Origin of the sequence: Oceanimonas doudoroffii, assembly GCF_002242685.1 — a bacterium.
GTDB lineage: Bacteria > Pseudomonadota > Gammaproteobacteria > Enterobacterales > Aeromonadaceae > Oceanimonas > Oceanimonas doudoroffii.
Genome location: NZ_NBIM01000009.1, coordinates 1 through 24,502, shown reverse-complemented (window position 1 = coordinate 24,502; position 24,502 = coordinate 1). Strand labels below are relative to the sequence as shown.

The window sequence follows — 24,502 nt, the reverse complement described above, 5'->3', positions numbered from 1 at the left end:
GCGGTTGCCGGCATGGTGAACAGCATGGAGTGAGACTAGCCTTATTCCGTGATGGTGAACTTGCCTTTCATGATGCCGATATGGCCGGGAAAGGAGCAGAAATAGCTGTAGTCGCCACCGGCACTCATGCCCTCGGTGCTGAAGGTGACGGTGCTGCTTTCGCCGCCGCCGATCAGATCGGTGTGGGCCAGAATGCGCTCATCGCTGGTGTCCAGGTAGTCGTTGTCGGCGCCGGCACTGATGCCGCCGCTGGCAATGGCCTGCATGTCGGCGGTCTGGCTCAGCACCCAGTTATGGCCCATGACTTTCTTGTCCAGGTTGCCGGTGTGGTTCAGGGTCAGGGTCACTTCCTTGCAGCTGGCGGGTACGCTCAGCTCCTGCTGATTAAACTGCATGGCGTCGTTGCCTTCGATGGTCAGGCTGCACTCGTCGGCCAGGGTGGGCAGGGCCGCCGACAGCAGCACCAGGCCGGCCAGAGACTTGATTACTTTCATGCCGTGAACTCCTCAATGATGGAATGAATCGAAAACCACCCCTGAGGGTGGATCGATCCTTACCTTTACACAAGGTGATAATGATTATCAATATTCATTTTTCAGAGGATCCCGGCATTTACAGGGATCCTTTGTGCAATCCACAGTATACAAAATGTGCGTAGCTTGTTTATAAAGCTGAGGATCCTGTGTATTGCGGTGTGGTTTATTCACATAAGTCAAGGATCATATTTTTCAGGATCGGCGCGATCCGGCTAGAGATCCTGAAGTCGGGCAAGTAGAATGACGACCCCCTTGATTGATCCCTTTTGTTTCAGGAGTTCGAATGAGCGCTATGCTTTGGCAGCAGTGTCTTGCCCGGCTACAGGACGAATTGCCTTCCGCGGAATTCAGCATGTGGATCCGGCCGCTGCAGGCGGAGCAGGGCGACGAAACCCTGACCCTGTTCGCCCCCAACCGTTTTGTGCTCGACTGGGTGCGTGACAAGTACCTGATTCGCATCAACGGCCTGCTGGGCGAGTTTTGCGGCAACCAGTGCCCCCAGCTCAAATTCGAGGTGGGCAACAAGCGTGCCCAGGTCAACCTGATGGCCAACAGCGCCAGCCCCAACGGCAGCAAGCCCCAGGCCCGGCCGCAGCTGGTGCCGTCCTGGAGTGAGCAGGCGGACGACAAGCCGCAGATCAATCACAAGAGCAACATGAACACCAACTACACCTTTGACAACTTCGTTGAAGGTAAGTCGAACCAGCTGGCCCGGGCCGCCGCCCGCCAGGTGGCCGACAACCCGGGAGGGGCCTACAATCCGCTGTTTCTCTATGGCGGCACCGGCCTCGGCAAGACCCACCTGCTGCACGCGGTGGGCAACGGCATTCGCGAGCGCAAGGCCGATGCCCGGGTGATTTACATGCATTCCGAGCGCTTTGTGCAGGACATGGTCAAGGCGCTGCAGAACAACGCCATCGAAGAGTTCAAGCGCTACTACCGCAGCGTGGATGCCTTGCTGATCGATGACATTCAGTTCTTCGCCAACAAGGAGCGCTCCCAGGAGGAGTTTTTCCACACCTTTAATGCGCTGCTGGAAGGCAATCAGCAGATCATTCTGACCTCGGATCGTTACCCCAAGGAGATCGACGGGGTCGAGGATCGGCTCAAGTCCCGCTTTGGCTGGGGCCTGACCGTGGCGATTGAGCCGCCGGAGCTGGAAACCCGGGTGGCGATCCTGATGCGCAAGGCCGCCGAGAACAAGATCCACCTGCCCGACGAAGTGGCCTTCTTTATCGCCAAGCGCCTGAGATCCAACGTGCGCGAGCTGGAAGGGGCACTGAACCGGGTGATCGCCAACGCCAACTTTACCGGCCGCTCCATCAATATCGACTTTGTGCGCGAGGCACTGAGAGACTTGTTGGCGCTGCAGGAAAAGCTGGTGACCATCGACAACATTCAGAAGACGGTGGCGGAGTATTACAAGATCAAGGTGGCGGATCTGCTGTCCAAGCGGCGATCCCGCTCGGTGGCCCGGCCACGTCAGCTGGCCATGGCCCTGGCCAAGGAGCTGACCAACCATTCACTGCCCGAGATCGGCGACGCCTTTGGCGGCCGGGATCACACCACTGTGCTGCACGCCTGTCGCAAAATTGGCCAGCTGCGGGAAGAGAGTCATGATATAAAGGAAGATTATTCCAACCTGATTCGAACCCTGTCTTCCTGATCGGAGAGCACCATGCAGTTTACCATCAGCCGCGAAGCCCTGTTGCGCCCCCTGCAACTGGTATCCAGTGCCCTGGGAGGCCGGCCCAACCTGCCGATCCTCAATAATATTCTGCTGAGCGTCGGCGACGACGCCCTGTCGATGACCGGCACCGATACCGAGGTGGAAATGGTGGCCAGAGTGCCGCTGGAAGGCGCGGTGACCGCCGGCCGCACCACGGTGCCGGCGCGCAAGCTGTTGGACATCTGCCGGGGCCTGCCCGACGGCGCCGGGCTGACCTTCAGCCAGGAAGGCGATCGCCTGCTGCTGCGCTCCGGTCGCAGCCGTTTTAACCTGTCCACCCTGCCGGCGGAAGATTTTCCCAATATCGAGGAATGGAGCTCGGAACTGGAGTTCGACATCAACCAGCTGGCGTTGAAGAAACTGATTGAAGCCACCCAGTTCTCCATGGCCATTCAGGATGTACGCTATTACCTCAACGGCATGCTGTTTGAAACCGACGGTAACAGTTTGCGCACCGTGGCTACCGACGGTCACCGCCTGGCCACCTGCCAGCGTGAGCTGGAGCAGGAACTGCCGGCCCAGCAGGTGATAGTGCCGCGCAAGGGCGTGCTGGAACTGGCCAAATTGCTGGAGCACGAAGATCAGGACGTGCGTCTGCAGGTGGGCAAGAGCAACCTGCGTGCCGTGACTCAGGGCTTTATTTTTACCTCCAAGCTGGTGGACGGCCGGTTTCCCGATTACCGCCGCGTGCTGCCTCGTGAGAGTGACAAGACCCTGATCTGCGATCGGGAAGGGCTCAAGCAGGCCTTTACCCGGGCGGCGATCCTGTCCAACGAGAAATTCCGTGGCGTGCGCCTCAACCTGCAGCAGCAGACCCTGAAAATCACCGCCAACAACCCGGAGCAGGAAGAGGCGGAAGAGGTGCTGGACGTTAACTATCAGGGCAGTGATCTGGAGATTGGCTTTAACGTTTCCTATGTGCTCGACGTGCTCGGTACCCTCAAGTCGGAGCAGGTCAAGATGAGCCTGAAGGATGCCAGCAGCAGTGGTCTGATCGAAGCCGAAGACAACGGCGATGCCCTCTACGTGGTGATGCCCATGCGGCTGTAACATGGCCCTGCTCAACCTTCAGCTCAAAGACTTTCGCAATATTCGCCATGGCCGGCTGGTGCCTGCCTCGGGCATCAATGTGCTGGCCGGCCCCAATGGCAGCGGCAAGACCAGCATTCTGGAAGCCATTCACTACCTCGGCGTGGGCCGCTCCTTTCGAACCCATCTTACCGGCCGGGTTATTCAGCAGGGCGAACAGGCCTTTACCCTGTTTGCCCGAGTACAGCGTGAGGACGAAGAAGGCCTGCCGGTGGGCCTGTCCAAAACCCGGGGTGGCGACACTCGGCTCAAGGTGGCGGGCCGCAGGGCCGAACGCCTGGCCGATCTCGCCCACATTCTGCCCATTCAGTTGATCCACCCGGAAGGGTATAATCTGTTGACCGGCGGGCCCAAGTTGCGGCGGGCCTACCTGGACTGGGGGCTGTTTTATTCCCGGCCGGAGTTTTTTGCCGCCTGGGGTCGCTTTCGGCGTTTGCTCAAGCAGCGCAACGCCCTGCTGCGGCAACAGCGGCCTTACCGCGAGCTGGGTTATTGGGATCCGCAGCTGGTGGCGGCGGGCGAGGCATTGAGTACGTTTCGGCAGGACTATGCCGACGCCATTGCCCCGGTGATCGCGGCCATTGCCGCCGACTTTCTGCCGGAGTTCGAGTTCAGCTTTGACTTCTTTCGCGGCTGGGACCGGCAGACCGAACTGGCGAAAGTGCTGGAGCAGGGCTTTGAGCGGGACGCCAACCTGGGCTATACCCAGGCGGGACCGCACAAGGCCGAGATAAGAATAAAGGCCCGGGGTATGCCGGTGCAGGATTTGCTGTCGCGTGGCCAGCTCAAGCTGCTGGTGTGTGCCATGCGCCTGGCCCAGGGGCTGTATTTAAAGCAGCAGTCCGGACAGGACTGTATTTTTTTGATCGACGACTTTGCGTCCGAGCTGGACCAACACAAGCGGGGATTGCTGGCCGGGCGGCTGAACGAGCTGCAGGCCCAGGTGTTTATCTCCGCCATCGACATCAGCCAGCTCGGTGACATGATCACACGGGACAACAGTAAGCTGTTTCACGTGAAACAGGGTGAAATCACCGAAACCCAGGAGTGCAAGCAAGCCAATGAGTGAACACACTTACGACTCTTCGAGTATCAAGGTATTGAAAGGTCTGGATGCGGTCCGCAAGCGTCCGGGCATGTATATCGGCGACACGGATGATGGCACTGGCCTGCACCACATGGTGTTTGAGGTGGTGGACAACTCGATCGACGAGGCCCTGGCCGGCCACTGCAAGGACATCGTCGTGACCATTCATGCCGACGGCTCGGTGTCGGTGTCCGATGACGGCCGGGGCATTCCGGTGGACATTCACGAAGAGGAAGGCCGCTCCGCCGCCGAGGTAATCCTGACCGTGCTGCATGCCGGCGGCAAGTTCGACGACAACTCCTACAAGGTCTCCGGCGGTCTGCACGGGGTGGGGGTGTCGGTGGTGAACGCCCTGTCGGAAAAGCTGCAGTTGACCATCTGGCGTCACGGCAAGGTCCATGAACAGACCTACCAGCACGGCGAGCCTCAGGCCCCGCTGACCGCCGTGGGTGAAACCACCAAGTCCGGTACCCAGATTCGGTTCTGGCCCAGCGGCGTCACCTTCAGTGACACCAATTTCCACTACGACATTCTGGCCAAGCGCCTGCGCGAGCTGTCGTTCCTCAACTCCGGCGTATCCATCAAGCTGCTGGACGAGCGGGACGGCAAGGAAGTTCACTTTCAGTACGAAGGCGGTATTCAGGCCTTTGTGGAATACCTGAACCGCAACAAGACCCCCATTCACCCCAAGGCCTTTCACTTCACCAGCGAACGGGAAGACGGCATTGCGGTGGAGGTGTCGATGCAGTGGAACGACTCCTATCAGGAGAATATCTTCTGCTTTACCAACAACATTCCCCAGCGGGACGGTGGTACTCACCTGGCCGGTTTCCGCGCGGCGCTGACCCGTACCCTGAACGGCTACATGGACAAGGAAGGCTTTAGCAAAAAGGCCAAAACCTCCGCCTCCGGTGACGACGCCCGGGAAGGCCTGACCGCGGTCATTTCGGTCAAGGTGCCCGATCCCAAGTTCTCGTCCCAGACTAAGGACAAGCTGGTGTCGTCCGAGGTGAAAACCGCGGTAGAGCAGGCCATGGCCGAGCGCTTGCAGGAATTTCTGCTGGAAAACCCCAACGACGCCAAGATCGTGGTCAACAAGATCATCGACGCGGCCCGGGCCCGGGAAGCGGCGCGCAAGGCGCGGGAAATGACCCGGCGCAAGGGCGCCCTGGATCTGGCCGGCCTGCCCGGCAAGCTGGCCGACTGCCAGGAAAAGGACCCGGCGCTGTCCGAACTCTACATCGTGGAGGGTGACTCGGCGGGCGGCTCCGCCAAGCAGGGTCGTAACCGCAAGTACCAGGCCATACTGCCGCTCAAGGGCAAGATCCTTAACGTGGAAAAGGCCCGCTTCGACAAGATGCTGTCGTCCCAGGAAGTGGCCACCCTGATCACCGCCCTGGGCTGCGGCATTGGCCGGGACGAGTACGATCCCGACAAGATGCGTTACCACCACATCATCATCATGACCGATGCGGACGTGGACGGTGCCCACATTCGAACCCTGCTGCTGACCTTCTTCTACCGGCAGATGCCGGAGATCATCGAGCGCGGTTACGTCTACATCGCCCAGCCGCCCCTGTACAAGGTGAAAAAAGGCAAGCAGGAGCAATACCTGAAAGACGAGCCGGCCATGCTGCAGTATCAGACCAGCCTGGCCCTGGACGGCGCCACCCTGCATGTTAATGAATCGGCCCCGGCCATTGGCGGCGAGCAGCTGGAAAAGCTGGTCAATGACTACCGCAAGGTGCAGGAGCTGATTGTGCGGTTGTCCCGCCGGGCGCCGGAAGTGGTGCTGAACGAGCTGATCTACCAGCCCGAGCTGACCCTGCAGGCGCTGACCGATCAGGGCCTGGTCAACGGCTGGATTGATGCCATCAACCAGTCCCTGGAAAACAGCAACACCAACGGTACCCAATACTCCCTGGACGCGGTGTTCTCGGAAGAGCGCAACTGCTACCTGCCGCGGGTGAAAGTGCGTCAGCACGGCATTGAGCGGGAATTCCCGATCAGCTACGACTTCTTTGCTTCCGGCGAATACCGCAGCATTGTGGAGCTGGGCAAGGGCATCGCCAACCTGATAGAGGAGGGTGGCTACGTCAAGCGCGGTGAGAAGACCAAGACCGTGGACAGCTTTGCCGAGGCCCTGGAGTGGCTGATGAACGAAAGCAAGCGCGGCCTCTATGTGCAGCGCTACAAGGGGCTGGGCGAAATGAACCCGGAGCAGCTGTGGGAAACCACCATGGATCCGGAAACCCGCCGCATGCTGCGAGTGACCATTGAAGACGCCGTGGCCGCCGACCAGCTGTTCTCCACCCTGATGGGCGATCACGTGGAGCCGCGCCGCGACTTTATCGAGACCAACGCCCTCAAGGTCGCCAACCTGGATATCTGATTCCGGCTTGTGCACCGATACCAAAGGCAGCCCGCGGGCTGTCTTTTTCATATCTCGAAGCCTACAGTGCGAAGCAGTAACGAGGTTGCACTCCGCCGGCACGCTTCGTTGAAGGCCACTCACTAAAAAGCCTGCTGCGAACATACTTAATGTTCGTTCAGGCTTTTTACTTCGTCACGGCGAGCAAGCCCGCCCCATGGGACGTTCGGCAAATGTCACCCCTGACATTTGCCGGTCGACTACGACAATCCCCGTTACTGCTTCGTTTGACTACTGAGTTGTCTGTGTCCTTGACTACCTCATAAACCTAAGCCTACTAGACTGGAATAAGCCACATACTTAACGATAAAGGGGAGCACAATGAGCAACCACAGTCGCAAGTATTCCAGCCGGGTGGTGGACGGCACGGCCAGGGCGCCGGCACGGGCCATGTTGCGGGCCACCGGGTTTGAAGACGACGACTTCCACAAGCCCCAGGTGGGCATAGCGTCTACCTGGAGTAACCTCACTCCCTGCAATATGCATATCAACCAGCTGGCGGAAGAGGCGGCACGGGGGGCCGACGGCGCCGGCGGCAAGAGCATTATTTTCAACACCATCACCATTTCCGACGGCATTGCCAATGGTACCGAGGGCATGAAGTATTCCCTGGTGTCCCGGGAGATCATTGCCGACTCCATCGAGGCGGTGGCCGGCTGCGAAGGCTTTGACGGTCTGGTGGCCATTGGCGGCTGTGACAAGAACATGCCCGGTTGCCTGATTGGCCTGGCCCGGCTCAACCGGCCGGCGGTATTTGTTTATGGCGGTACCATACTGCCCGGCGACAACCACACCGACATTATTTCGGTGTTTGAGGCGGTGGGTGCCCACGCCAAGGGCGACATGACCACCCTTGAAGTGAAACAGATTGAAGACACCGCCATTCCCGGACCGGGCTCCTGTGGCGGCATGTATACCGCCAATACCATGGCCTCGGCCATTGAGGTGATGGGCATGAGCCTGCCGGGCAGCTCGGCCCAGAACGCCACCTCCGACACCAAGCTGAAGGACTGCCAGCGTGCCGGCGAGGCGGTGCTGAATCTGCTCAGGCATAATATTCGCCCGTCCGACATCATGACCAAACCCGCCTTTGAAAACGCCATCACCCTGGTGATTGCCCTTGGTGGTTCCACCAATGCGGTGCTACACCTGCTGGCCATGGCCCATGCAATTGGGGTGGAGCTGAGCCTGGACGACTTCTCCCGTATCGGCAAGCGCGTGCCGGTGCTGGCGGATCTACGCCCCAGTGGTCATTACATGATGTCGGAGCTGGTGGATATCGGTGGCATACTACCGCTGATGAAAACCCTGCTCGACGCCGGCCTGCTGCACGGCGACTGCCTCACCGTCACCGGCAAGACTCTTGGCGAGAACCTGGCCGGGGTGTCGCCTTACCCTGACGGCCAGAACATCATTCGCCCCCTCGACAACCCCATCAAACCCGACAGCCATCTGCGTATCCTGCACGGCAACCTGGCGCCGGGTGGTGCCGTAGCCAAGATCACCGGTAAGGAAGGCTTGAGCTTTACCGGCCCGGCTCGCGTGTTTGACTCGGAAGAGGAAACCCTGGCACGCATTCTCGATGGCACGGTGCAAAAGGGCGATGTGGTGGTGATCCGTTACGAAGGGCCCCGGGGAGGACCGGGCATGCGGGAAATGCTGAGTCCCACGTCGGCCATCATGGGCCGAGGCCTGGGCAAGGGGGTGGCGTTGATCACCGACGGCCGTTTCTCCGGCGGCAGCCATGGTTTTGTGGTGGGCCATGTGACCCCGGAAGCCCGCCAGGGCGGTCCGCTGGCGATCGTCGAAGACGGCGACATCATTACCATAGACGCCGAGCACAACCGGCTGGAACTGGAGCTGACCGACAGCGTCATCGCCGAACGGCTGGCCCGCTGGCAGCCACCCGAGCCCAGATATCGTCGGGGCGTGCTGGCCAAATATGCCCGCACCGTGGGCTCTGCCTCTTACGGGGCGGTAACCGACGGACGGGAAGAGGGACACTGAGTGAACAAAAAATATTCATGTTGCCGCTTGAAAGCGTAAAAGACCGTCCCTATATCTTTTAGTGAACAAGGCGGGTCGCTCGGTTGAGGGCCCGCACCGCCCGTCTGTATGGAGGGCAAGTCATTATCGCTCACTGGAGGATAGATTTATGTCACGCTTTGATTTCTCACCCCTGTACCGCTCTGCCATCGGTTTTGATCGCCTGGCGTCCCTGATGGAAAACGCCGCCAGCAATGGCAGCAACGGCAACAGCGGTTATCCCCCCTACAATATCGAGTTGCTCAGCGAGAATCAGTACCGCATCTCCATGGCGGTGGCCGGTTTTGCCCGTAACGAGCTGGAGATCACCAGCCATGAAAACACCCTGATGGTGAAGGGCCACAAGGCCCAGGAGCAGCAGGGCCGCAATTACCTGTATCAGGGCATTGCCGAGCGTGGCTTTGAGCGACGTTTTCAGCTGGCCGATCACATCAAGGTGACCGGCGCCGATCTGGAAAACGGCCTGCTGCACATCGATCTGGTGCGGGAAGTGCCGGAAGCGGCCAAGCCGAGAACCATCAGCATCGGCTGAGCGCGGTTGCACAAACAATTTGTACACACCCATTGACCTATTGCTTGCGATTGGAGGATAGGATTATGAGTCGTTTTGATTTGAGCCCCCTGTACCGTTCCGCCATTGGTTTTGACCGCCTGGTGGGCGATCTGGAACACCTGCTGCACGGCAAGAGCAGCGAGCAGCCGCCCTACAATATCGAAAAGCAGGACGATGACCGTTACCTGATCACGGTGGCGGTGGCCGGTTTCGCCGAGTCAGAGCTGGAACTGTCGGTGGAGCAGAACACCCTGCTGGTTAAGGGCAAGCGCGAACAGCCCGCCAGGGAAAGCCGCTACCTGTATCAGGGCATCAGTGAACGGGACTTTGAACTCAAGTTCCGGCTGGCGGATCACGTACAGGTAAAAGACGCCAAACTGGAGCACGGCCTGCTGCGCATCAGCCTGCTGCGGGAGGTACCGGAAGCACTCAAACCGCGCCGCATTGAAATCGGCGAGGGCCGGGTCCTGGAGCACAAGGACAAATAACCGATAGCTCGATAACACAACGCCGGCGAAAGCCGGCGTTGTTGTTTGTGAGGGCGGGGAAGCGAAGCCACAGCAGGGTTACCTCCACAGACACGCTGCGAGCCCATCCCTGGGGCACTCGGCACATGCCGTCCCTGGCATGTGACGGTCGGTTCCGGTAATCCCTGCTGCAGCTTCGAGCAACATTGGTGTTGTCTGCATGAAGCCAGTACGTAGGTTGGGATGAGTTTACGAATCCCAACACTTTGCCGACAGCTTGAATGTTGTGAATTCGCTGCGCTCATCGCCAACCTACGCCATAAGCCCATTTCAGTTTTGGCTCTCACCGTAAATCGCCAGCACTTCCTGCGCCAGGATTTCGATGCCGGCTTTCACGTCCGCTTCCGGCTGGGCGTAGTTCAGGCGAATGCATTGCTTGCTGTGAGCCCAATCGTCGTCATCGATGCCGGGGAAGAAGTAGTGCCCCGGTACCACCAGCAGTCCTTTTTGCTTGAGGCGCTGATATAGCTCCTGGCAGTGCACCGGCAGATCCTCAAACCACAGCCACAGAAACAACGCGCCTTCGGGCTTGTGAATATGAAACTGGGGCAGGGGAATGGCCTGTTGCAGCCATTCCACCGCCTGCTGCGCCTTGTTCTGGTAGAAGGGCTTGATAACGTCGTTGCTCAGGCGAATGATGTCGCCGTTCTGAATCATCGGCAGGGTCAGGGCCGGGCCCATGCTGCCCGGCGCCAGATTGACGATGCCGCTGATATTGGTAATGGCCTGCACTATGGTGGGGTTGGCGATCACGATGCCGCAGCGCACGCCGGGCAGGCCCAGTTTGGACAGGCTCATGCACAGTATGGTGTTGTCGTTCCAGAACGGCGTGGCATCACTGAAGATGATATTGGGAAAGGGGGTGCCGTAGGCATTGTCGATCAGCAGGGGAATGCCCTTGGCTCGTGCAATACGATCCAGGTGGCTGATCTCTTCGTCGGTGAGCACGTTGCCGGTGGGATTGGTGGGACGAGAGACGCAGATCAGTCCAATGTCGTCACCCACTTCCAGGCGGTCGAAGTCCACGTAATACTTGAACAGGCCATCGTCAAACCGACGAATTTCCGGCTTGCAGGCCACGAAGTGATCCTCGTCCAGGGCGCTGTCGCCATAGCCGATGTACTCCGGTGCCAGCGGGAACAGCACCTTCTTTTTTCGGCCATTCGCAAATTCACCGGCCAGCAGGTTGAACAGGTAGAAGAAGGCGGTCTGGCTGCCGTTGGTGAGGGCGATGTTTTCCGGGCCCACCTGCCAGCCCAGCTCGTTGGAGAGCAGATCGGCCAGGGCACGAATAAAGCTGTCCTTTCCTTGCGGACCGTCGTAGTTGGCAATGGCTTTCAGCAGGTCTCCGGTTTTCAGCAGCGACTGTGCCTGGCTGTCCAGGTAGGCCATCACCTCGGGAATGGCAGCCGGGTTGCCGCCACCCAGCATAATGGTGTTAGGGGCGGTCAGGCCCTGGTTGAGATCGTCCATCAGCTGAGTAATGCCGGAGTGACGGGTAAACTTCTGTCCGAAGGCTGAAAATTCCATGTTCGAGCTACCAATTGCGATACGAATGCGAAAGCTTCACGGTATCCGATATTGTGATTGGTGTCGACCGGCCGGCGGTGGTGTTTCACGCTGCCGGTACGTTCCTTGTTTCACGTGAAACAAGGAACGCGCCTTGGCTGGATTGTACCTAGTAGGTGTAGGTTTGGGTGGGACGGGCAAACTTGGACGGTTTGGCTTCATAACTGACCTTGAGCGCCAGTACGGTGCACTTCTCATCCTGCTCCAGCAGCGGGGCCAGTTCGGTGAGCAGTCGTTGACGCTGTGAGGAGTTCTGCCAGTGCTCCCAGCTTTCGATGCTTTGCCAGTTGGAGATGACATAGAAATGGTTGGGATGGTGCACATCCCGGTAGGCATCCCCCTTGAGGAATCCGGGGCGTTCGGTGATTTGCAGCATCAGGTTGCGAATGGTGTCCTGGTAAACGCTCTCCAGTCCTTCCGCTACCCGGCGTTCAATAATGACCTTGATCATCGGCATCGTCCTTGTGCGAGTGAAGTCACATTAAGTATTAACACAAATTCGGTCGATATTGGTAAGACCAGAACAAGAAACCGAGTGGGGTCAGGCTAGGGGCATGAAGGCTTGGTCGGGTGAGTCCATGGCTGACGGTCTCCGGATACAAAAAAGCCCCGCGAATGCGGGGCCTTGAGTGGCTATCTCACCGGCTTATTGCAGCAGGGAGATATCGGCCACACGCAGGAACAGGTTGCGCAGCTGATTCAGCAGGGCCAGGCGGTTGAGGCGAATGGCCTCGTCGTCGGCCATTACCATCACCTGGTCAAAGAAGGCGTCCACGCCCTCGCGCAGGGATGCCAACTCGGCCAGGGCTTTGCTGTAGTCACCGTCGGCAAACAGTGGCGCCAGGCGCTCGGCCAGCTCGGCTACCTGGCCGGCCAGTACCTTCTCGGCGTCGTCCTGCAGCAGCGAAGCGTTCACCTCGGTGGCAAGGTCACCCTCGAACTTGGCCAGGATGTTGCCTACGCGCTTGTTGGCGGCGGCCAGGGCGGCGGCGGCCTCCAGTTCGCGGAAGGCGCTTACCGCCTTCACCCGTGCGTCGAAGTCGGCGGGACGGGTGGGGCGACGGGCCAGCACGGCCTGAATCACGTCTACGCCGTAGCCCAGATCCTGATACCAGGAGCGGAACCGGCCCAGCATGAACTCCAGCACGTCATTGGCCACGTTCTCGTTGGAGATCTTGTGGCCGTAGAGGGCGCGAGCCTGGTCGATCAGCATCAGCAGGTCGAGCCGGTAGCCTTTCTCCACGATGATGCGCAGGGCACCCAGGGCGGCGCGGCGCAGGGCGAAGGGGTCTTTGTCGCCCTTGGGCGCCTGGCCAATGCCAAAAATACCCACCAGGGTATCCAGCTTGTCGGCCAGGGCCACGGCGGCGGACACGTCCTGGCCGGGCAGATCGTCACCGGCAAAGCGGGGCTGATACTGCTCCTTCAGGGCCAGGGCGACGGCTTCCGGCTCGCCGTCGTGGCGGGCGTAGTGCATGCCCATCACACCCTGAGTGTCGGTGAACTCAAACACCATGTTGGTGACCAGATCACACTTCGACAGCAGGCCGGCGCGCTCGGCCTGGGCCTGGTCGGCACCGATGGCGGCGGCCACATAGCTGGCCAGGGCGCTGATGCGCTCGGACTTTTCCTTGACCGTGCCCAGCTGCTTCTGGAACAGCACGCTGTCGAGCTGCTCCAGGCGGGATGCCAGGGTGGTCTTGCGGTCGGTGTTAAAGAAGAACTCGGCGTCGGCCAGGCGCGGACGCACCACCTTCTCGTTGCCCTGCACGATCTGGCTCGGGTCCTTGGACTCGATATTGGTGACGAAGATGAACTTCGGCAGCAGCCTGCCTTCGGCGTCGTATACCGGGAAGTACTTCTGATCACCCTTCATGGTGTACACCAGGGCCTCGGCCGGTACCTTGAGGAATGCTTCTTCAAAAGAGGCGGTCAGCACCACCGGCCACTCCACCAGTGACGTCACTTCTTCCAGCAGATCGTTTTCCAGATCGGCCACGCCACCCACGGCGGCGGCGGCATCCTTGACGCCGGCTTCGATAATGGCCTTGCGGCGCTCAAAGTCGGCCAGTACCTTGCCGCGGCTTTCAAGCTGTTCGGCATAGTGGTCGGCGTGATCGAGCTGGAATTCCCGCTCGCCCATAAAGCGATGGCCGCGAATGGTGCGGGCAGAGTCCACGCCCAGAATGGTGGCAGGCAACAGTTCTTCACCCAGCAGCAGGGTGAGGGTGTGCACCGGACGAATAAACTGGGTGGCCTTGTCGCCCCAGCGCATGGCCTTGGGGATAGGCAGCTTGTTCAGGGCCTGCTCCACCATGGCGGGCAGCAGCTCGGCGGCGGGCTGGCCCTGAATGTCGGCCAGGTGCACCAGCCATTCACCCTTGTCGGTCTTCAGGCGACCGGCCTGCTCCACACTGATACCGTTGCCCCGGGCCCAGCCCATGGCTGCCTTGGTGGGGTTGCCGTCGGCATCAAAGGCCGCCTGCACCGCGGGGCCGCGTTTTTCAATCTGCTTGTCGGGCTGGGCCGTGGCCAGCCCGCTAACCTGCACCGCCAGCCGGCGGGGGGCGGCGAACCAGCGAATGTCGGCAAAGGCCAAATCGGCACTGTTGAGTTCATTTTGCAGGTTGTCGGCAAAGGCCTGACCCAGGCTGCGCAGGGCCTTGGGCGGCAGCTCTTCGGTACCGATTTCTACCAGGAAATTCTGTTCAGCCATGCCCTTATCCTTCTTTTTTGCACATGGGGAAACCGAGGGCCTCGCGGGACGCGTAGTAGGCTTCGGCAACGGCCTTGGTCAGGGTGCGAATGCGCAGTATGTAGCGCTGACGCTCGGTCACCGAAATGGCCTTGCGCGCATCCAGCAGGTTAAAGGCGTGGCCGGCCTTGAGAATGCGCTCGTAGGCGGGCAGGGGCAGGGGCTTTTCCAGCTCCAGCAGCCGCTGGCATTCCTTTTCACACTGTTCGAAAAAGCCGAACAGGAAGTCGACGTCGGCGTGTTCAAAGTTGTAGGTGGACTGCTCCACCTCGTTCTGGTGAAAGATGTCGCCGTAGGTGGTCTTGCCCAGGGGGCCGTCGCACCACACCAGATCGTAAACCGAGTCCACGCCCTGAATGTACATGGCCAGTCGTTCCAGGCCGTAGGTGATTTCGCCGGTCACCGGCTTGCACTCCAGGCCGCCTACCTGCTGGAAGTAGGTGAACTGGGTCACTTCCATGCCGTTGAGCCACACTTCCCAGCCCAGGCCCCAGGCCCCAAGGGTGGGGTTTTCCCAGTTGTCTTCCACGAAGCGAATATCATGCACCTGAGGGTCCAGACCCAATGCCTCGAGCGAGCCCAGATACAGCTCCTGCAGGTTGTCCGGTGACGGCTTGATGATGACCTGAAACTGGTAATAGTGCTGCAGACGGTTGGGGTTTTCGCCGTAACGGCCGTCGGTAGGACGACGGGAAGGCTGTACGTAGGCGGCAGCCATGGGTTCGGGGCCGATGGCCCGCAGGCAGGTCATGGGGTGGGAAGTGCCGGCACCCACTTCCATGTCCAGCGGCTGCACTATGGTGCAGCCCTGGCGGGCCCAGTAATCCTGCAATGTCAGGATCAGTCCCTGAAAGGTATTGATATCGAATTTTTGCATGATGTTAGCGCCTTGATATAGGTGCATTCGCTGAGTGAAACTAGGCTACCGAGTATACCCGCTGGTCCGGTGCGAATATAGGCTGAATTGGGGAGGAACCATGGTGCAACGCTGTGCCTGGGTCAATCAGGACCCGCGATACATTGATTATCATGACCATGAATGGGGCGTGCCCGAGCGCGACGGCCGCGCCCTGTTTGAGAAGCTGTGTCTCGACGGCCAGCAGGCGGGCCTGAGCTGGTTTGTAATTCTTTGCAAGATACCGGCCTACCGTGAGGCCTTTGCCGGGTTTGAGCCGGCACGGCTGGCCGGTTTTACCGAGCAGGATGTGGAGCGGTTGATGCAGAATGCCGGCATCGTGCGCAACCGGCGCAAAATCGAGTCCATTATCACCAATGCCCGCGCCTACCTGGCGATGGAGGAGGAAGGCATCGACTTCAGCCGCTGGCTGTGGGCGTTCGTGGGCGGCCAGCCGGTCATCAATCACTGGGCCGAGTCTGCCGCCGTGCCGGCGACCACGCCGGAGTCCGATGCCATGGCGCGGGCGCTCAAGAAACGGGGCTTTGCCTTTGTGGGCAGCACCACCTGCTACGCCTTTATGCAGGCCACCGGCATGGTGAACGATCACCTGCTGACTTGCCATTGCCATCCCGCCAACGTCAGTCGTTGACCGCAAGCTTCATTCCGGACTTGGTTTATGGCGGGCAGCGGGGCTATATTGTCGCTTACTTGTGCTTTTTGAACGGGATATACCATGAAGAAGATTTGTCTGGCCGTGGCGGCGGCACTGGCTCTTTCCGCCTGTACCACCAATCCTTACACCGGCGAACGTCAGACTTCCAAGGCCGCCATCGGCAGCGGCATTGGTGCCCTGGCCGGCGCGGTGATCGGCGGCGCGTCCGCCAGCTCCAGCGATCGTGAAAAAGGCATCCTGATCGGTGCCGCCAGTGGTGCTGCCCTGGGCGGCGGTGTGGGTTACTACATGGACGTGCAGGAAGCCAAGCTGCGGGATCGCATGCAGGGCACTGGCGTCAGCGTGACCCGCAACGGTGATCAGATCATTCTCAATATGCCCAGCAATGTGACCTTTGCGGTCGACAGCGCCGAGCTGTCCCCCAGCTTCTACAATACCCTGAGTGGCGTGGCCATGGTGCTGAAAGAGTACGACAAGACTTGGGTAAACGTGGTGGGCCACACCGACAACACCGGCTCTGCCAGCCACAACCAGACCCTGTCCGAGCGTCGTGCCGCCACCGTGGGTCAGTTCCTGATCAGCCAGGGTGCCGCTGCCAATCGCTTCAATATTCGCGGTGTGGGTTTCAACCAGCCCATCGCCAGCAACGCCACCGAACAGGGCCGCGCCCAGAATCGCCGGGTAGAAATCACCCTGAGCCCCATGGGTTAAGCGACACACTCGGCAAGTTGATGAAAAATGTCCGCATATGCGGGCATTTTTTATGACATCAGCGTCAGCAGAGCCATCCATAGCGGCAATATCGCCATGGCCAGCAGGGTCTGCCCGGTAATGATGGCGGCCATCAGGGGCGCATTACCGCCCATCTGGCGCGCCAGAATGTAGGATGAGGTGGCGGTGGGCAGGGCGCTGAACAACACCACCACTCCCAGCTCCACCGGGGCCAGATTTATCGCCCAGCCGATGGCTGCTGCCAACATCGGAAACAGGCCGAACTTGATGGCGCAGGCCTGCCAGAAAGCAAAGCCGGTGCCTCTCAGGGCGGAAAGCTGCAGGGCGACTCCCACTGCAATCAGCCCCAGGGGCAAGGCCGCCTGCCCGGCCAGCGCCAGGGTGTCCTGACTCCATCCCGGCAGTCCGATGCCGGTGATATTGAGGGCGATGCCGGCCAGGCAGGCCAACAGCAGGGGGTTTCTGGCCAGTGCCCTGAATGCTCCCCAGATTCCTGCCTGGCCGTAGCTGCCGCTGGCCACAAAGATCAGCACGCATAATACGTTGACCAGCGGCACCATGATGGCGATGGCCACGGCGGCGGCGGTCAGGCCGGTCTCGCCGTAGAGCGCGGCCGCCCCGGCCACACCCACATAGGTATTGAAACGCAATGCTCCCTGAAATACCGAGGTAAAGGCGGGCATGTCCGCTCCCAGTCGATGGCGGTTCAGCCACAGGCCAAGGGCAAACAGGGAAAGCATGCCGGCCAGCAGGCCGACCATGCCGGCAAAGGCCACCTGGCTGAAGTCGGCGGTGGCCAGGGTACTGATCAGCATGGCGGGAAACAGCAGGAAATAGATAAAGCGTTCCGCCTCTGCCCAGAAGTGTTCCCCGGGAAAGCGCAGGCGCCTGAGCAGTACCCCGGTCAGGATCAGCAGAAACAGGGGGCCAAGGGCATGGCTGACGGCGAGCATGGACATTCCTTCTGGATATCGGGAGAGGGAATGCCAGCTTAGCAGCCTTGTGTCGGCGCGCCCACAGGCCTTTGGTCAAAGCGGTTGGCGCGGGTGAAGAAACGCGCTCAGTCGCCTTTTTGAATCAGAAAGTGATAAGGCAGCTCTTCTACCTGGCTGGACAACAACTGATGGTCCATAAAGCGGCAGAAACTGGGAATGTCGCGGGTGGTGGAGGGATCGTCGGCGGTGATCAGCAGGGTTTCACCGGCGGCCATGGTGCGCACCTGTTTGCGCACCATCATCACCGGCTCCGGGCAGCGCAGGCCGGTGGCGTCGAGGTGGTGGTGAGCATCGAAAAGAGAAGCGGTCATATCGGTCAATCAGGTTATAAAAACCCGCCTATCTTAATGCTGCCGAAAAAATGGTCAACCCCTTACTCCTCGTGTCTCACCCCTCACAGTCTTTCAAACACGGTCGCGATGCCCTGGCCCATGCCGATGCACATGGTGGCCAGCCCCAGGGTTGCGTCCCGCTGCTCCATCAGGTTAATCAGGGTGGTGCAAATGCGTGCCCCCGAGCAGCCCAGCGGATGTCCCAGGGCGATGGCGCCGCCGTTAAGGTTGACCCTGTCGTCCAGGGTGTCGAGCAGTTGCAGCTCCTTCAGCACCGCCAGCGACTGGGCGGCAAAGGCTTCGTTCAATTCGAACAGCTCAATGTCATCAAGAGTGAGGCCGGCGCGCTTTAGCGCCTTGTGTACCGCCGGCACCGGCCCCATACCCATGATGGACGGCTCGCAGCCGGCCACCGCCATGGCGCGCACTCGGGCCCTGGGTTTCAGCTTGAGGGCGGCGGCCCGGGCCGACGACATCATCAGCATGGCGGCGGCACCATCCGACAGCGCCGAGGAACTGCCGGCGGTGACGGTGCCGTTGGCAGGATCAAACACAGGACGCAGGCCGGCCAGTGACTCCAGGCTGGTGTCGGGCCGAATCACCTCGTCGGTCTCAAGGTTAAACAGGGCGCCGTCGGCATCATGACCCCGTGTTGCCAGAATTTCGTGATTGAAGCGGCCCTGTACCGTGGCTTCATGAGCGCGCTGGTGAGAGCGCAGGGCAAAGGCGTCTTGTTGTTCCCGGCTGATGTGGTGCATTCTGGCCAGCATTTCGGCGGTCAGGCCCATCATGCCGGCGGCTTTGGCCACGTTCAGGGCCAACCCGGGGTGAAAGTCCACGCCGTGATCCATGGGCACATGGCCCATGTGCTCCACGCCGCCGATCATAACGATGTCGCCGTCGCCCACCATAATGGCGCGGGCGGCATCGTGCAGCGCCTGCATGGAGCTGCCGCACAGCCGGTTCACGGTGACCGCGCTGACCGATTTGGGCAGGCCGGCCAGCAGGGCGGCGTTGCGGCCAATGTTAAATCCCTGCTCCAGGGTTTGCTGCACGCAGCCCCAGACAATGTCGTCGATATCCTTGGCGGCCAGCGCCGGGTTGCGGGCCAGCAGCCCCTGCATCAGGTGCGCCGACAGATCCTCGGCGCGTACATGGCGAAAGGCGCCGCCCTTGGAGCGGCCCATGGGGGTGCGAATGCAATCCACGATGACTACGTCGTTCATGCTCAGTCTCCTGCCGCCAGTCAGTAAAAGGTTTCACCGTTTTGCGCCATGTGGCGCAGCCGGTCGCTGACCTGATAGAGCGGGCCCAGCCCGGTATGGCGCTCCGCCATGGTCAGGTAGGCGTTCAGCCCCAGGGTGTCGAGCCAGCGAAACACGCCGCCGCGAAAGGGCGGAAAGCCCAGACCATAGACCAGCGCCATGTCCGCCTCGGCGGGCGAGGCGATAATGTTTTCCTCCAGGCAGCGCACCACCTCGTTGACCATGGGCACCATCATGCGCGCCACGATGTCGTCCTGCTCAAAGGGGCGCGGCTCGCCATGGTGCCGGGCAAGCAGCGTTCGGGCGGTATCGTCGCCGGTTTTCTGCAGCCGGCCCTTTTTGTCCTGTTGCCAGTGGTAAAAGCCATGGCCGTTTTTCTGGCCCAGCAATTGTTGCTCAAACATCAGGTCGATGGCGGTGCTGCCGTTTTGCTGCATTCGGTCGGGAAAGCCTTGTGCCATCACCGCGGCGGCATGGTGGGCGGTGTCCATACCCACCACGTCGAGCAGCCGGGCCGGGCCCATGGGCCAGCCAAACTGGCGTTCCATCACCCTGTCTATATCAGCAAAGTCGGCGCCGTCGGCGAGCAGCCGGTTAAAGCCAAAAAAGTAGGGGAACAGCACTCGGTTGACAAAAAAGCCGGGACAGTCGTTGACCACTATGGGGGTCTTGCCCATGGCCGCGGCACAGGCCACCACCCGGTTGATGGTGTCGTCGCTGCTGTGCTCGCCACGAATGATTTCCACCAGGGGCATTCGGTGCACCGGGTTGAAAAAGTGCATGCCGCAAAATTTGTCTGGGCGCCGCAGGTTGTTTGCCAGGGTGGAGATGGGAATGGTGGAGGTATTGGAGGCAATCACGGTATCCGCACCGACCTTTTGCTCCACTTCCGCCAGCACCTTGGCCTTTACATCGGGGTTTTCCACCACGGCTTCCACCACCAGGCCCACCCCGTCCAGCTCGTCATTACTCAGGGTGGGGCGAATATGTGAGAGCACCCCGGCCAGGTGGGCGCCGTCGATTTTGCCGCGCTCCAGCTGCCGAGTGAGTCGCTTGCCGGCTTCATTCATGCCCAGGGCCAGGGCGTCATTATTGATGTCCTTCATCACCGCTGGAATACCCCTGACCGCCGCCTGGCAGGCGATGCCACCGCCCATGATGCCGGCCCCCAGCACCGCCAGACGCGTGACCGGGGCGGCGTTTCTGGCGGCCTGTTTGGCCTTGCCCTTGACCACCTGGTCATTGAGGAAAATGCCCACCAGCGCATGCGCCGCCGGTGTGCGGGTGAGCTTGATAAAGTTATCCTGCTCCACTTGCAGGGCGTCATCACGGCCCATGCCGGCGGCGGCTTCAATGGTATTAACCGCCATCATGGGGGCGGGATAATGGTGCCCGGCCCTGGCCGCCACCATGCCTTTGGCGGTGGTAAAGCTCATGGCGGCTTCCTCCGGGCTCAGGGTAAGGGGGCCGTTTTTTTGCCGGCGGCGGTCCTGCCAGTTGTGCTCATCGGCCTGTTGCAGCAAGCGCAGGCCGGCGTCATGCAGTTTGTCGGTGCTCACTATGCCATCGAGCAGGCCGAGCCGCAGGCAGTCGCTGGCGCCGTGCTCCTTGCCCGTGGTGATCCACTCCATGGCGTTATCGGCACCCAGCAGCCGGGGCAGGCGAACCGTGCCGCCAAAGCCGGGCATGATGCCCAGCTTGGTTTCCGGCAGGCCGATGCGGGCGCTGGCGTCACCCAGACGAAAGTCGGTGGCCAGTATACATTCACAGCCGCCGCCCAGGGCGTAGCCACGCACCAGGCTCAGGGTGGGAAAGGGCAAGTCCTCCAGGCGGTTGAACAGGGCGTTGGCGCGACTAAGCCAGCCGGCCAGCTCGGCCTCGGGCAGCGCAAACTTGTCGAGAAATTCGGTGATGTCGGCGCCCACAATAAAGGTGTCTTTGGCGCTGGTTATCATCAGGCCGCAGATGTCTTGCCGTTGCGCCAGTGCGTCCAGGGCCGCTTCCAGCGCCAGCAGGGTGCGGCTGTCCAGCTTGTTGACGCTGCCGGGTGCATTCAGGCACAGCTCGGCAATGCCATTGCTTTGCCGCGTGATCGAAAGGGTTTCGCCTTGGTAGATCATGTCAATCGCTCCTTGAAGTCCCTGACGCGCCGCCTGATACAACCGGGCGTGATGCAATCACTATGGACAGTAACAAGGTACTTTTCAACGTGCTTTAAAACATGTGTTTGAATCCGTGGCAAAGGTGGAACAGTGAAGAGGCGGTGGCCTTTGATGGCTGTGTTATCATGGCCGGCCTTGTAAGAAACGCCCCTCGATCGAGGGCGGTGAGACCTGTTCAGGGATGGTTTATGGCCTTTACTCCTTACGTGATTCCGGCTGCCCCCGTGGTGTGGGAGCAGGAAATCAAAAAAAGCCGTTTTATCGCCTGTCTGGCGCACACGCCCAATGCCGAGGCGGCCAAGGCCTTTATCGAACGGTTACGGGCGGAATATCCCGATGCCCGCCACCATTGCTCGGCCTTTATTGCCGGTGCGCCGAACGATTCCCAGGCGTTGGGCTTCGGTGATGACGGAGAGCCGTCGGGTACCGCCGGTCGGCCCATGCTGGCCGTGCTACAGGGGGCGGGCATCGGTGAAATCACCGCCGTGGTGGTGCGCTACTTTGGTGGCATCAAGCTGGGCACCGGTGGCCTGGTGCGCGCCTATGGCAGTTCGGTGAACGGCGCCCTGGCCGAGCTCACCACCATGGAAAAGGTGATTGAGGGGCGGCTGGCATTGTCTGCCGACTACAGTGATATGGCGCAGCTGGAGAGCCTGCTGGCACAAAACGGCGCTGGCTGGGAAAAGGTGGACTATGGCGCCGTCGTCAGCGGGGTACTGCGGGTAGACATGCGACTGCGCGACACCCTGGTGCGGCAGATAAAAGACAGAACCCAGGGAAGGGTGATTGCGCGCCCGATCACCGATTAACACTCGAGCTTTGGAACAAGCATGCATATTCGCACCATTATTCGCATCGTGGGCATTCTGGTCGCCCTGTTCAGTGTCACCATGCTGGCACCGGCGCTGGTCGCCTATATCTATCGGGATGGCGCCGGGCTCGACTTTTTCAGTGCTTTTGTCATTTGTCTGATCCTGGGGCTGGCATTGTGGTTCCCCAACAGGGCGCACCATCAGGATCTGCGAGCCAAGGAAGGCTTTCTGATCGTGGTGTTGTTCTGGACGGTGCTGGGCAGCGTGGGGGCTATTCCCTTTTTGCTCAGCGCCGAGCCGGACATGACGGTCGCTGAGGCCTTTTTTGAATCCTTTTCCGGCCTGACCACCACCGGCGCCACCGTTATCAGCGGCCTCGACCATCTGCCCAAGGCCATCCTGTTTTATCGCCAGATGCTGCAGTGGCTGGGCGGCATGGGCATTATCGTGCTGGCGGTGGCGATACTGCCGATACTGGGCATCGGGGGCATGCAGCTGTTTCGGGCCGAGATTCCCGGTCCGGTCAAGGACAACAAGGTGGCGCCGCGCATTGCCGAAACTGCCAAGGCGCTATGGTATATCTACCTGGTGCTGACCATTGCCTGCGCCTTGCTGCTGTGGCTGGCGGGCATGAATCTGTTCGACGCCATCTGTCATGCCTTTTCCACCGTAGCCATCGGCGGCTTCTCTACCTACGACGCCAGTGTGGGGTACTTTAACAGCCCGATGATCAACCTGGTTATTGTGGTGTTTCTTATCATCGCCGGGGTTAACTTCAGCCTGCATTTTGCCGCCTTTTCCAGCCGGGGCACGCGACTGTCGGTTTACCGGCTGGATCCCGAGCTTAAGGTGTTCATCGGTGTGCAGCTGGCGCTCACCCTGATCTGTATGTCGGTGCTGCTGGCGCATCAGGTTTACAGTGATCCCTGGCAAGCCCTGGATCAGGCCTTGTTCCAGTCGGTGTCCATTGCCACCACCGCCGGGTTCAGCACCACCGGCTTTGCAGAGTGGCCGTTGTTTTTGCCGATATTGCTGATGTTTGCCTCCTGTATTGGTGGTTGCGCCGGCAGTACCGGCGGCGGCATCAAGGTGGTGCGTATCATGCTGCTCAACCTGCAGGGCATGCGCGAACTCAAGCGGCTGATCCACCCGCGGGCCGTCTACAGAATAAAGCTTGGCAACAAGGCGCTAGCTGATAGAGTGGTTGAGGCGGTCTGGGGCTTCTTTGCCGCCTATGCACTGGTGTTTGTACTGTGCATGCTGGCGCTGTTGGCTACCGGTATGGATGAACTCACCGCCTTTACCGCCGTGGTGGCTACCCTGAATAATCTGGGCCCGGGCCTGGGCGAGGTGGCCGCTAATTTCGGCACGACCACCGACGGTGCCAAGTGGATAATGGTGCTGGCCATGCTGTTCGGACGTCTGGAAATATTTACCCTGTTGGTGCTGTTTACGCCGGCCTTCTGGCGCAGCTGATTGAGGAGTCTATGGAAAAACTGTTGGTGCTTTATTCATCCCGCAATGGTCAGACCCACAAGATCATTGAGGCGATGCGGCCGGAATTCAGTGGTTATGACGTGGAACTGGTGGATTTGCACACCAACCCCAAGAAAAACCTGAGCAAGTACGACAAGGTGCTGCTGGGGGCTTCCATTCGCTACGGCCGTTTTCACGACAGCCTGTACACCTTTATCCATACCCACAGTGAGCAGCTGGCGGTCGCCGACTCCGCTTTCTTCTGTGTTTGCCTGACCGCCCGCAAGCAGGAAAAGGCGGTGCCGGGCAATAACGCCTACATCAAGAAGTTTCTGGCCCGTTCTCCCTGGCGGCCGCGTACCATAGGCGTGTTTGCCGGGGCACTGAAATACAGTGAGTACAACTGGTGGCAGACCCGTATCATTCAGCTGATCATGAAAATCACCGGCGGCAGCACGGATACCAGTCAGGATCTGGAGTTCACCGACTGGGACAAGGTCAGGGAGTTTGCGAAGAAAATCGCAGGACGTGGCTGATTTAGCACAACATAAATACAGCAAAAAGCGGTTTTGGTATGTTTTTCATACGAAATCGCTTTTTTTAATAAAAATGTCAAAAAAGCCCTTGCGCAAAATCGGCGGCTCCCTATAATGCGCCCTCACTGACACGGCGGAACACGCCGACGGTCACCAGGGTTGAAACAACACGAAACAAAGTTTGATTCAACGCTTGACGAACACCAAGGATTGCGTAGAATACGCAGCCCTGACCCGCTGAAGGGTCAACGCTCTTTAACAATTTATCAAGCAAACTGTGTGGGCACTCGCAGGATGTT

22 protein-coding genes are annotated in these 24,502 nt (G+C 60.1%); 12 read left to right on the top strand and 10 right to left on the bottom strand.

Annotated elements, in window-relative coordinates:
• Positions 1-41: 41 nt before the first annotated feature.
• Positions 42-494: an azurin gene (gene azu, locus B6S08_RS16635; RefSeq protein ID WP_094201937.1), complete on the bottom strand. Its 453-nt coding sequence runs from the start codon at positions 492-494 to the stop codon at positions 42-44.
• Positions 495-819: 325 nt separating this feature from the next.
• On the opposite strand from azu, the gene dnaA reads away from it, so the two are divergent.
• The 7 genes from dnaA to B6S08_RS16600 all read left to right on the top strand — a co-directional run bounded on the left by dnaA (position 820) and on the right by B6S08_RS16600 (position 9,959).
• Positions 820-2,202 carry a chromosomal replication initiator protein DnaA gene (gene dnaA / locus B6S08_RS16630; protein ID WP_094201936.1) on the top strand — a complete coding sequence of 461 codons (1,383 nt, stop codon included), beginning with the start codon at positions 820-822 and terminating at the stop codon, positions 2,200-2,202.
• Between the two features lie 12 nt (positions 2,203-2,214).
• Entirely contained in the window at positions 2,215-3,315 is a 1,101-nt protein-coding gene (dnaN, locus tag B6S08_RS16625) for a DNA polymerase III subunit beta (RefSeq protein ID WP_094201935.1), read from the top strand.
• 1 nt (position 3,316) lies between these two features.
• Positions 3,317-4,423, top strand: a complete 1,107-nt coding sequence (gene recF / locus B6S08_RS16620; protein ID WP_094201934.1) for a DNA replication/repair protein RecF — start codon at positions 3,317-3,319, stop codon at positions 4,421-4,423.
• Complete coding sequence (gene gyrB, locus B6S08_RS16615) at positions 4,416-6,833, top strand: DNA topoisomerase (ATP-hydrolyzing) subunit B (RefSeq protein ID WP_094201933.1); 2,418 nt, start codon at positions 4,416-4,418, stop codon at positions 6,831-6,833. The genes recF and gyrB overlap by 8 nt, the downstream gene beginning before the upstream one ends.
• A 360-nt stretch (positions 6,834-7,193) precedes the next feature.
• Positions 7,194-8,879 (top strand): dihydroxy-acid dehydratase, encoded by a 1,686-nt coding sequence (gene ilvD, locus B6S08_RS16610; RefSeq protein ID WP_094201932.1) that lies wholly within the window; start codon positions 7,194-7,196, stop codon positions 8,877-8,879.
• Between the two features lie 148 nt (positions 8,880-9,027).
• The gene (locus tag B6S08_RS16605) at positions 9,028-9,450 is read left to right on the top strand and encodes an Hsp20 family protein (protein WP_094201931.1); all 423 of its coding nucleotides are present in this window, start codon (positions 9,028-9,030) and stop codon (positions 9,448-9,450) included.
• Positions 9,451-9,515: 65 nt separating this feature from the next.
• Entirely contained in the window at positions 9,516-9,959 is a 444-nt protein-coding gene (locus B6S08_RS16600) for an Hsp20 family protein (protein ID WP_094201930.1), read from the top strand.
• Positions 9,960-10,268: 309 nt separating this feature from the next.
• Here the strand turns inward: B6S08_RS16600 and B6S08_RS16595 are convergent, their stop codons facing one another.
• The 4 genes from B6S08_RS16595 to glyQ form a co-directional block, all read right to left on the bottom strand.
• The gene (locus B6S08_RS16595) at positions 10,269-11,528 is read right to left on the bottom strand and encodes a valine--pyruvate transaminase (RefSeq protein WP_094201929.1); all 1,260 of its coding nucleotides are present in this window, start codon (positions 11,526-11,528) and stop codon (positions 10,269-10,271) included.
• Positions 11,529-11,676: 148 nt separating this feature from the next.
• On the bottom strand, positions 11,677-12,018 hold the full coding sequence (locus B6S08_RS16590) for an antibiotic biosynthesis monooxygenase family protein (protein WP_165662680.1): 342 nt from the start codon (positions 12,016-12,018) through the stop codon (positions 11,677-11,679).
• Between the two features lie 195 nt (positions 12,019-12,213).
• The gene (gene glyS, locus B6S08_RS16585; protein ID WP_094201927.1) at positions 12,214-14,283 is read right to left on the bottom strand and encodes a glycine--tRNA ligase subunit beta; all 2,070 of its coding nucleotides are present in this window, start codon (positions 14,281-14,283) and stop codon (positions 12,214-12,216) included.
• 4 nt (positions 14,284-14,287) lie between these two features.
• The gene (glyQ, locus tag B6S08_RS16580) at positions 14,288-15,199 is read right to left on the bottom strand and encodes a glycine--tRNA ligase subunit alpha (protein ID WP_094201926.1); all 912 of its coding nucleotides are present in this window, start codon (positions 15,197-15,199) and stop codon (positions 14,288-14,290) included.
• Positions 15,200-15,299: 100 nt separating this feature from the next.
• Here glyQ and B6S08_RS16575 point away from each other — a divergent pair, with 100 nt between their 5' ends.
• Positions 15,300-15,869, top strand: coding sequence for a DNA-3-methyladenine glycosylase I (locus tag B6S08_RS16575; RefSeq protein ID WP_094201925.1), 570 nt, complete (start codon positions 15,300-15,302; stop codon positions 15,867-15,869).
• Between the two features lie 84 nt (positions 15,870-15,953).
• Positions 15,954-16,604 (top strand): OmpA family lipoprotein, encoded by a 651-nt coding sequence (locus B6S08_RS16570; protein ID WP_094201924.1) that lies wholly within the window; start codon positions 15,954-15,956, stop codon positions 16,602-16,604.
• Between the two features lie 50 nt (positions 16,605-16,654).
• Here B6S08_RS16570 and B6S08_RS16565 read toward each other — a convergent pair whose 3' ends face one another.
• From B6S08_RS16565 to fadB, 4 genes are all read right to left on the bottom strand, one after another.
• Positions 16,655-17,578, bottom strand: a complete 924-nt coding sequence (locus B6S08_RS16565; protein WP_094201923.1) for an AEC family transporter — start codon at positions 17,576-17,578, stop codon at positions 16,655-16,657.
• Between the two features lie 107 nt (positions 17,579-17,685).
• Positions 17,686-17,931, bottom strand: a complete 246-nt coding sequence (gene tusA / locus B6S08_RS16560) for a sulfurtransferase TusA (RefSeq protein ID WP_094201922.1) — start codon at positions 17,929-17,931, stop codon at positions 17,686-17,688.
• Between the two features lie 83 nt (positions 17,932-18,014).
• Positions 18,015-19,178, bottom strand: a complete 1,164-nt coding sequence (gene fadA / locus B6S08_RS16555; RefSeq protein ID WP_094201921.1) for an acetyl-CoA C-acyltransferase FadA — start codon at positions 19,176-19,178, stop codon at positions 18,015-18,017.
• A gap of 20 nt (positions 19,179-19,198) precedes the next feature.
• Positions 19,199-21,337, bottom strand: a complete 2,139-nt coding sequence (gene fadB, locus B6S08_RS16550; protein WP_094201920.1) for a fatty acid oxidation complex subunit alpha FadB — start codon at positions 21,335-21,337, stop codon at positions 19,199-19,201.
• Between the two features lie 230 nt (positions 21,338-21,567).
• On the opposite strand from fadB, the gene B6S08_RS16545 reads away from it, so the two are divergent.
• The 3 genes from B6S08_RS16545 to hemG are packed head-to-tail and all read left to right on the top strand — an operon-like array spanning position 21,568 to position 24,203.
• Positions 21,568-22,188: a YigZ family protein gene (locus B6S08_RS16545; RefSeq protein ID WP_094201919.1), complete on the top strand. Its 621-nt coding sequence runs from the start codon at positions 21,568-21,570 to the stop codon at positions 22,186-22,188.
• 21 nt (positions 22,189-22,209) lie between these two features.
• On the top strand, positions 22,210-23,667 hold the full coding sequence (locus B6S08_RS16540; RefSeq protein ID WP_094201918.1) for a TrkH family potassium uptake protein: 1,458 nt from the start codon (positions 22,210-22,212) through the stop codon (positions 23,665-23,667).
• 11 nt (positions 23,668-23,678) lie between these two features.
• On the top strand, positions 23,679-24,203 hold the full coding sequence (gene hemG, locus B6S08_RS16535) for a menaquinone-dependent protoporphyrinogen IX dehydrogenase (protein ID WP_094201917.1): 525 nt from the start codon (positions 23,679-23,681) through the stop codon (positions 24,201-24,203).
• Between the two features lie 109 nt (positions 24,204-24,312).
• On the opposite strand, the gene B6S08_RS18510 is transcribed toward hemG, so the two are convergent.
• The coding region (locus B6S08_RS18510) for a hypothetical protein (RefSeq protein ID WP_211284221.1) at positions 24,313-24,502 on the bottom strand (190 nt) is incomplete at its 5' end.

Bases quoted from the DNA above. Each gene is read 5' to 3' on its own strand.
- recF (WP_094201934.1), top strand. From the start codon at position 3,317: ATGGCCCTGCTCAACCTTCAGCTCAAAGACTTTCGCAATATTCGCCAT.
- hemG (WP_094201917.1), top strand. From the start codon at position 23,679: ATGGAAAAACTGTTGGTGCTTTATTCATCCCGCAATGGTCAGACCCAC.
- B6S08_RS16595 (WP_094201929.1), bottom strand. From the start codon at position 11,528: ATGGAATTTTCAGCCTTCGGACAGAAGTTTACCCGTCACTCCGGCATT.
- B6S08_RS16545 (WP_094201919.1), top strand. From the start codon at position 21,568: ATGGCCTTTACTCCTTACGTGATTCCGGCTGCCCCCGTGGTGTGGGAG.
- B6S08_RS16570 (WP_094201924.1), top strand. From the start codon at position 15,954: ATGAAGAAGATTTGTCTGGCCGTGGCGGCGGCACTGGCTCTTTCCGCC.
- B6S08_RS16600 (WP_094201930.1), top strand. From the start codon at position 9,516: ATGAGTCGTTTTGATTTGAGCCCCCTGTACCGTTCCGCCATTGGTTTT.
- B6S08_RS16575 (WP_094201925.1), top strand. From the start codon at position 15,300: ATGGTGCAACGCTGTGCCTGGGTCAATCAGGACCCGCGATACATTGAT.
- tusA (WP_094201922.1), bottom strand. From the start codon at position 17,931: ATGACCGCTTCTCTTTTCGATGCTCACCACCACCTCGACGCCACCGGC.
- glyS (WP_094201927.1), bottom strand. From the start codon at position 14,283: ATGGCTGAACAGAATTTCCTGGTAGAAATCGGTACCGAAGAGCTGCCG.
- gyrB (WP_094201933.1), top strand. From the start codon at position 4,416: ATGAGTGAACACACTTACGACTCTTCGAGTATCAAGGTATTGAAAGGT.
- B6S08_RS16590 (WP_165662680.1), bottom strand. From the start codon at position 12,018: ATGATCAAGGTCATTATTGAACGCCGGGTAGCGGAAGGACTGGAGAGC.
- B6S08_RS16565 (WP_094201923.1), bottom strand. From the start codon at position 17,578: ATGCTCGCCGTCAGCCATGCCCTTGGCCCCCTGTTTCTGCTGATCCTG.
- B6S08_RS16540 (WP_094201918.1), top strand. From the start codon at position 22,210: ATGCATATTCGCACCATTATTCGCATCGTGGGCATTCTGGTCGCCCTG.
- azu (WP_094201937.1), bottom strand. From the start codon at position 494: ATGAAAGTAATCAAGTCTCTGGCCGGCCTGGTGCTGCTGTCGGCGGCC.
- fadA (WP_094201921.1), bottom strand. From the start codon at position 19,178: ATGAACGACGTAGTCATCGTGGATTGCATTCGCACCCCCATGGGCCGC.
- dnaN (WP_094201935.1), top strand. From the start codon at position 2,215: ATGCAGTTTACCATCAGCCGCGAAGCCCTGTTGCGCCCCCTGCAACTG.
- dnaA (WP_094201936.1), top strand. From the start codon at position 820: ATGAGCGCTATGCTTTGGCAGCAGTGTCTTGCCCGGCTACAGGACGAA.
- glyQ (WP_094201926.1), bottom strand. From the start codon at position 15,199: ATGCAAAAATTCGATATCAATACCTTTCAGGGACTGATCCTGACATTG.
- B6S08_RS16605 (WP_094201931.1), top strand. From the start codon at position 9,028: ATGTCACGCTTTGATTTCTCACCCCTGTACCGCTCTGCCATCGGTTTT.
- fadB (WP_094201920.1), bottom strand. From the start codon at position 21,337: ATGATCTACCAAGGCGAAACCCTTTCGATCACGCGGCAAAGCAATGGC.
- ilvD (WP_094201932.1), top strand. From the start codon at position 7,194: ATGAGCAACCACAGTCGCAAGTATTCCAGCCGGGTGGTGGACGGCACG.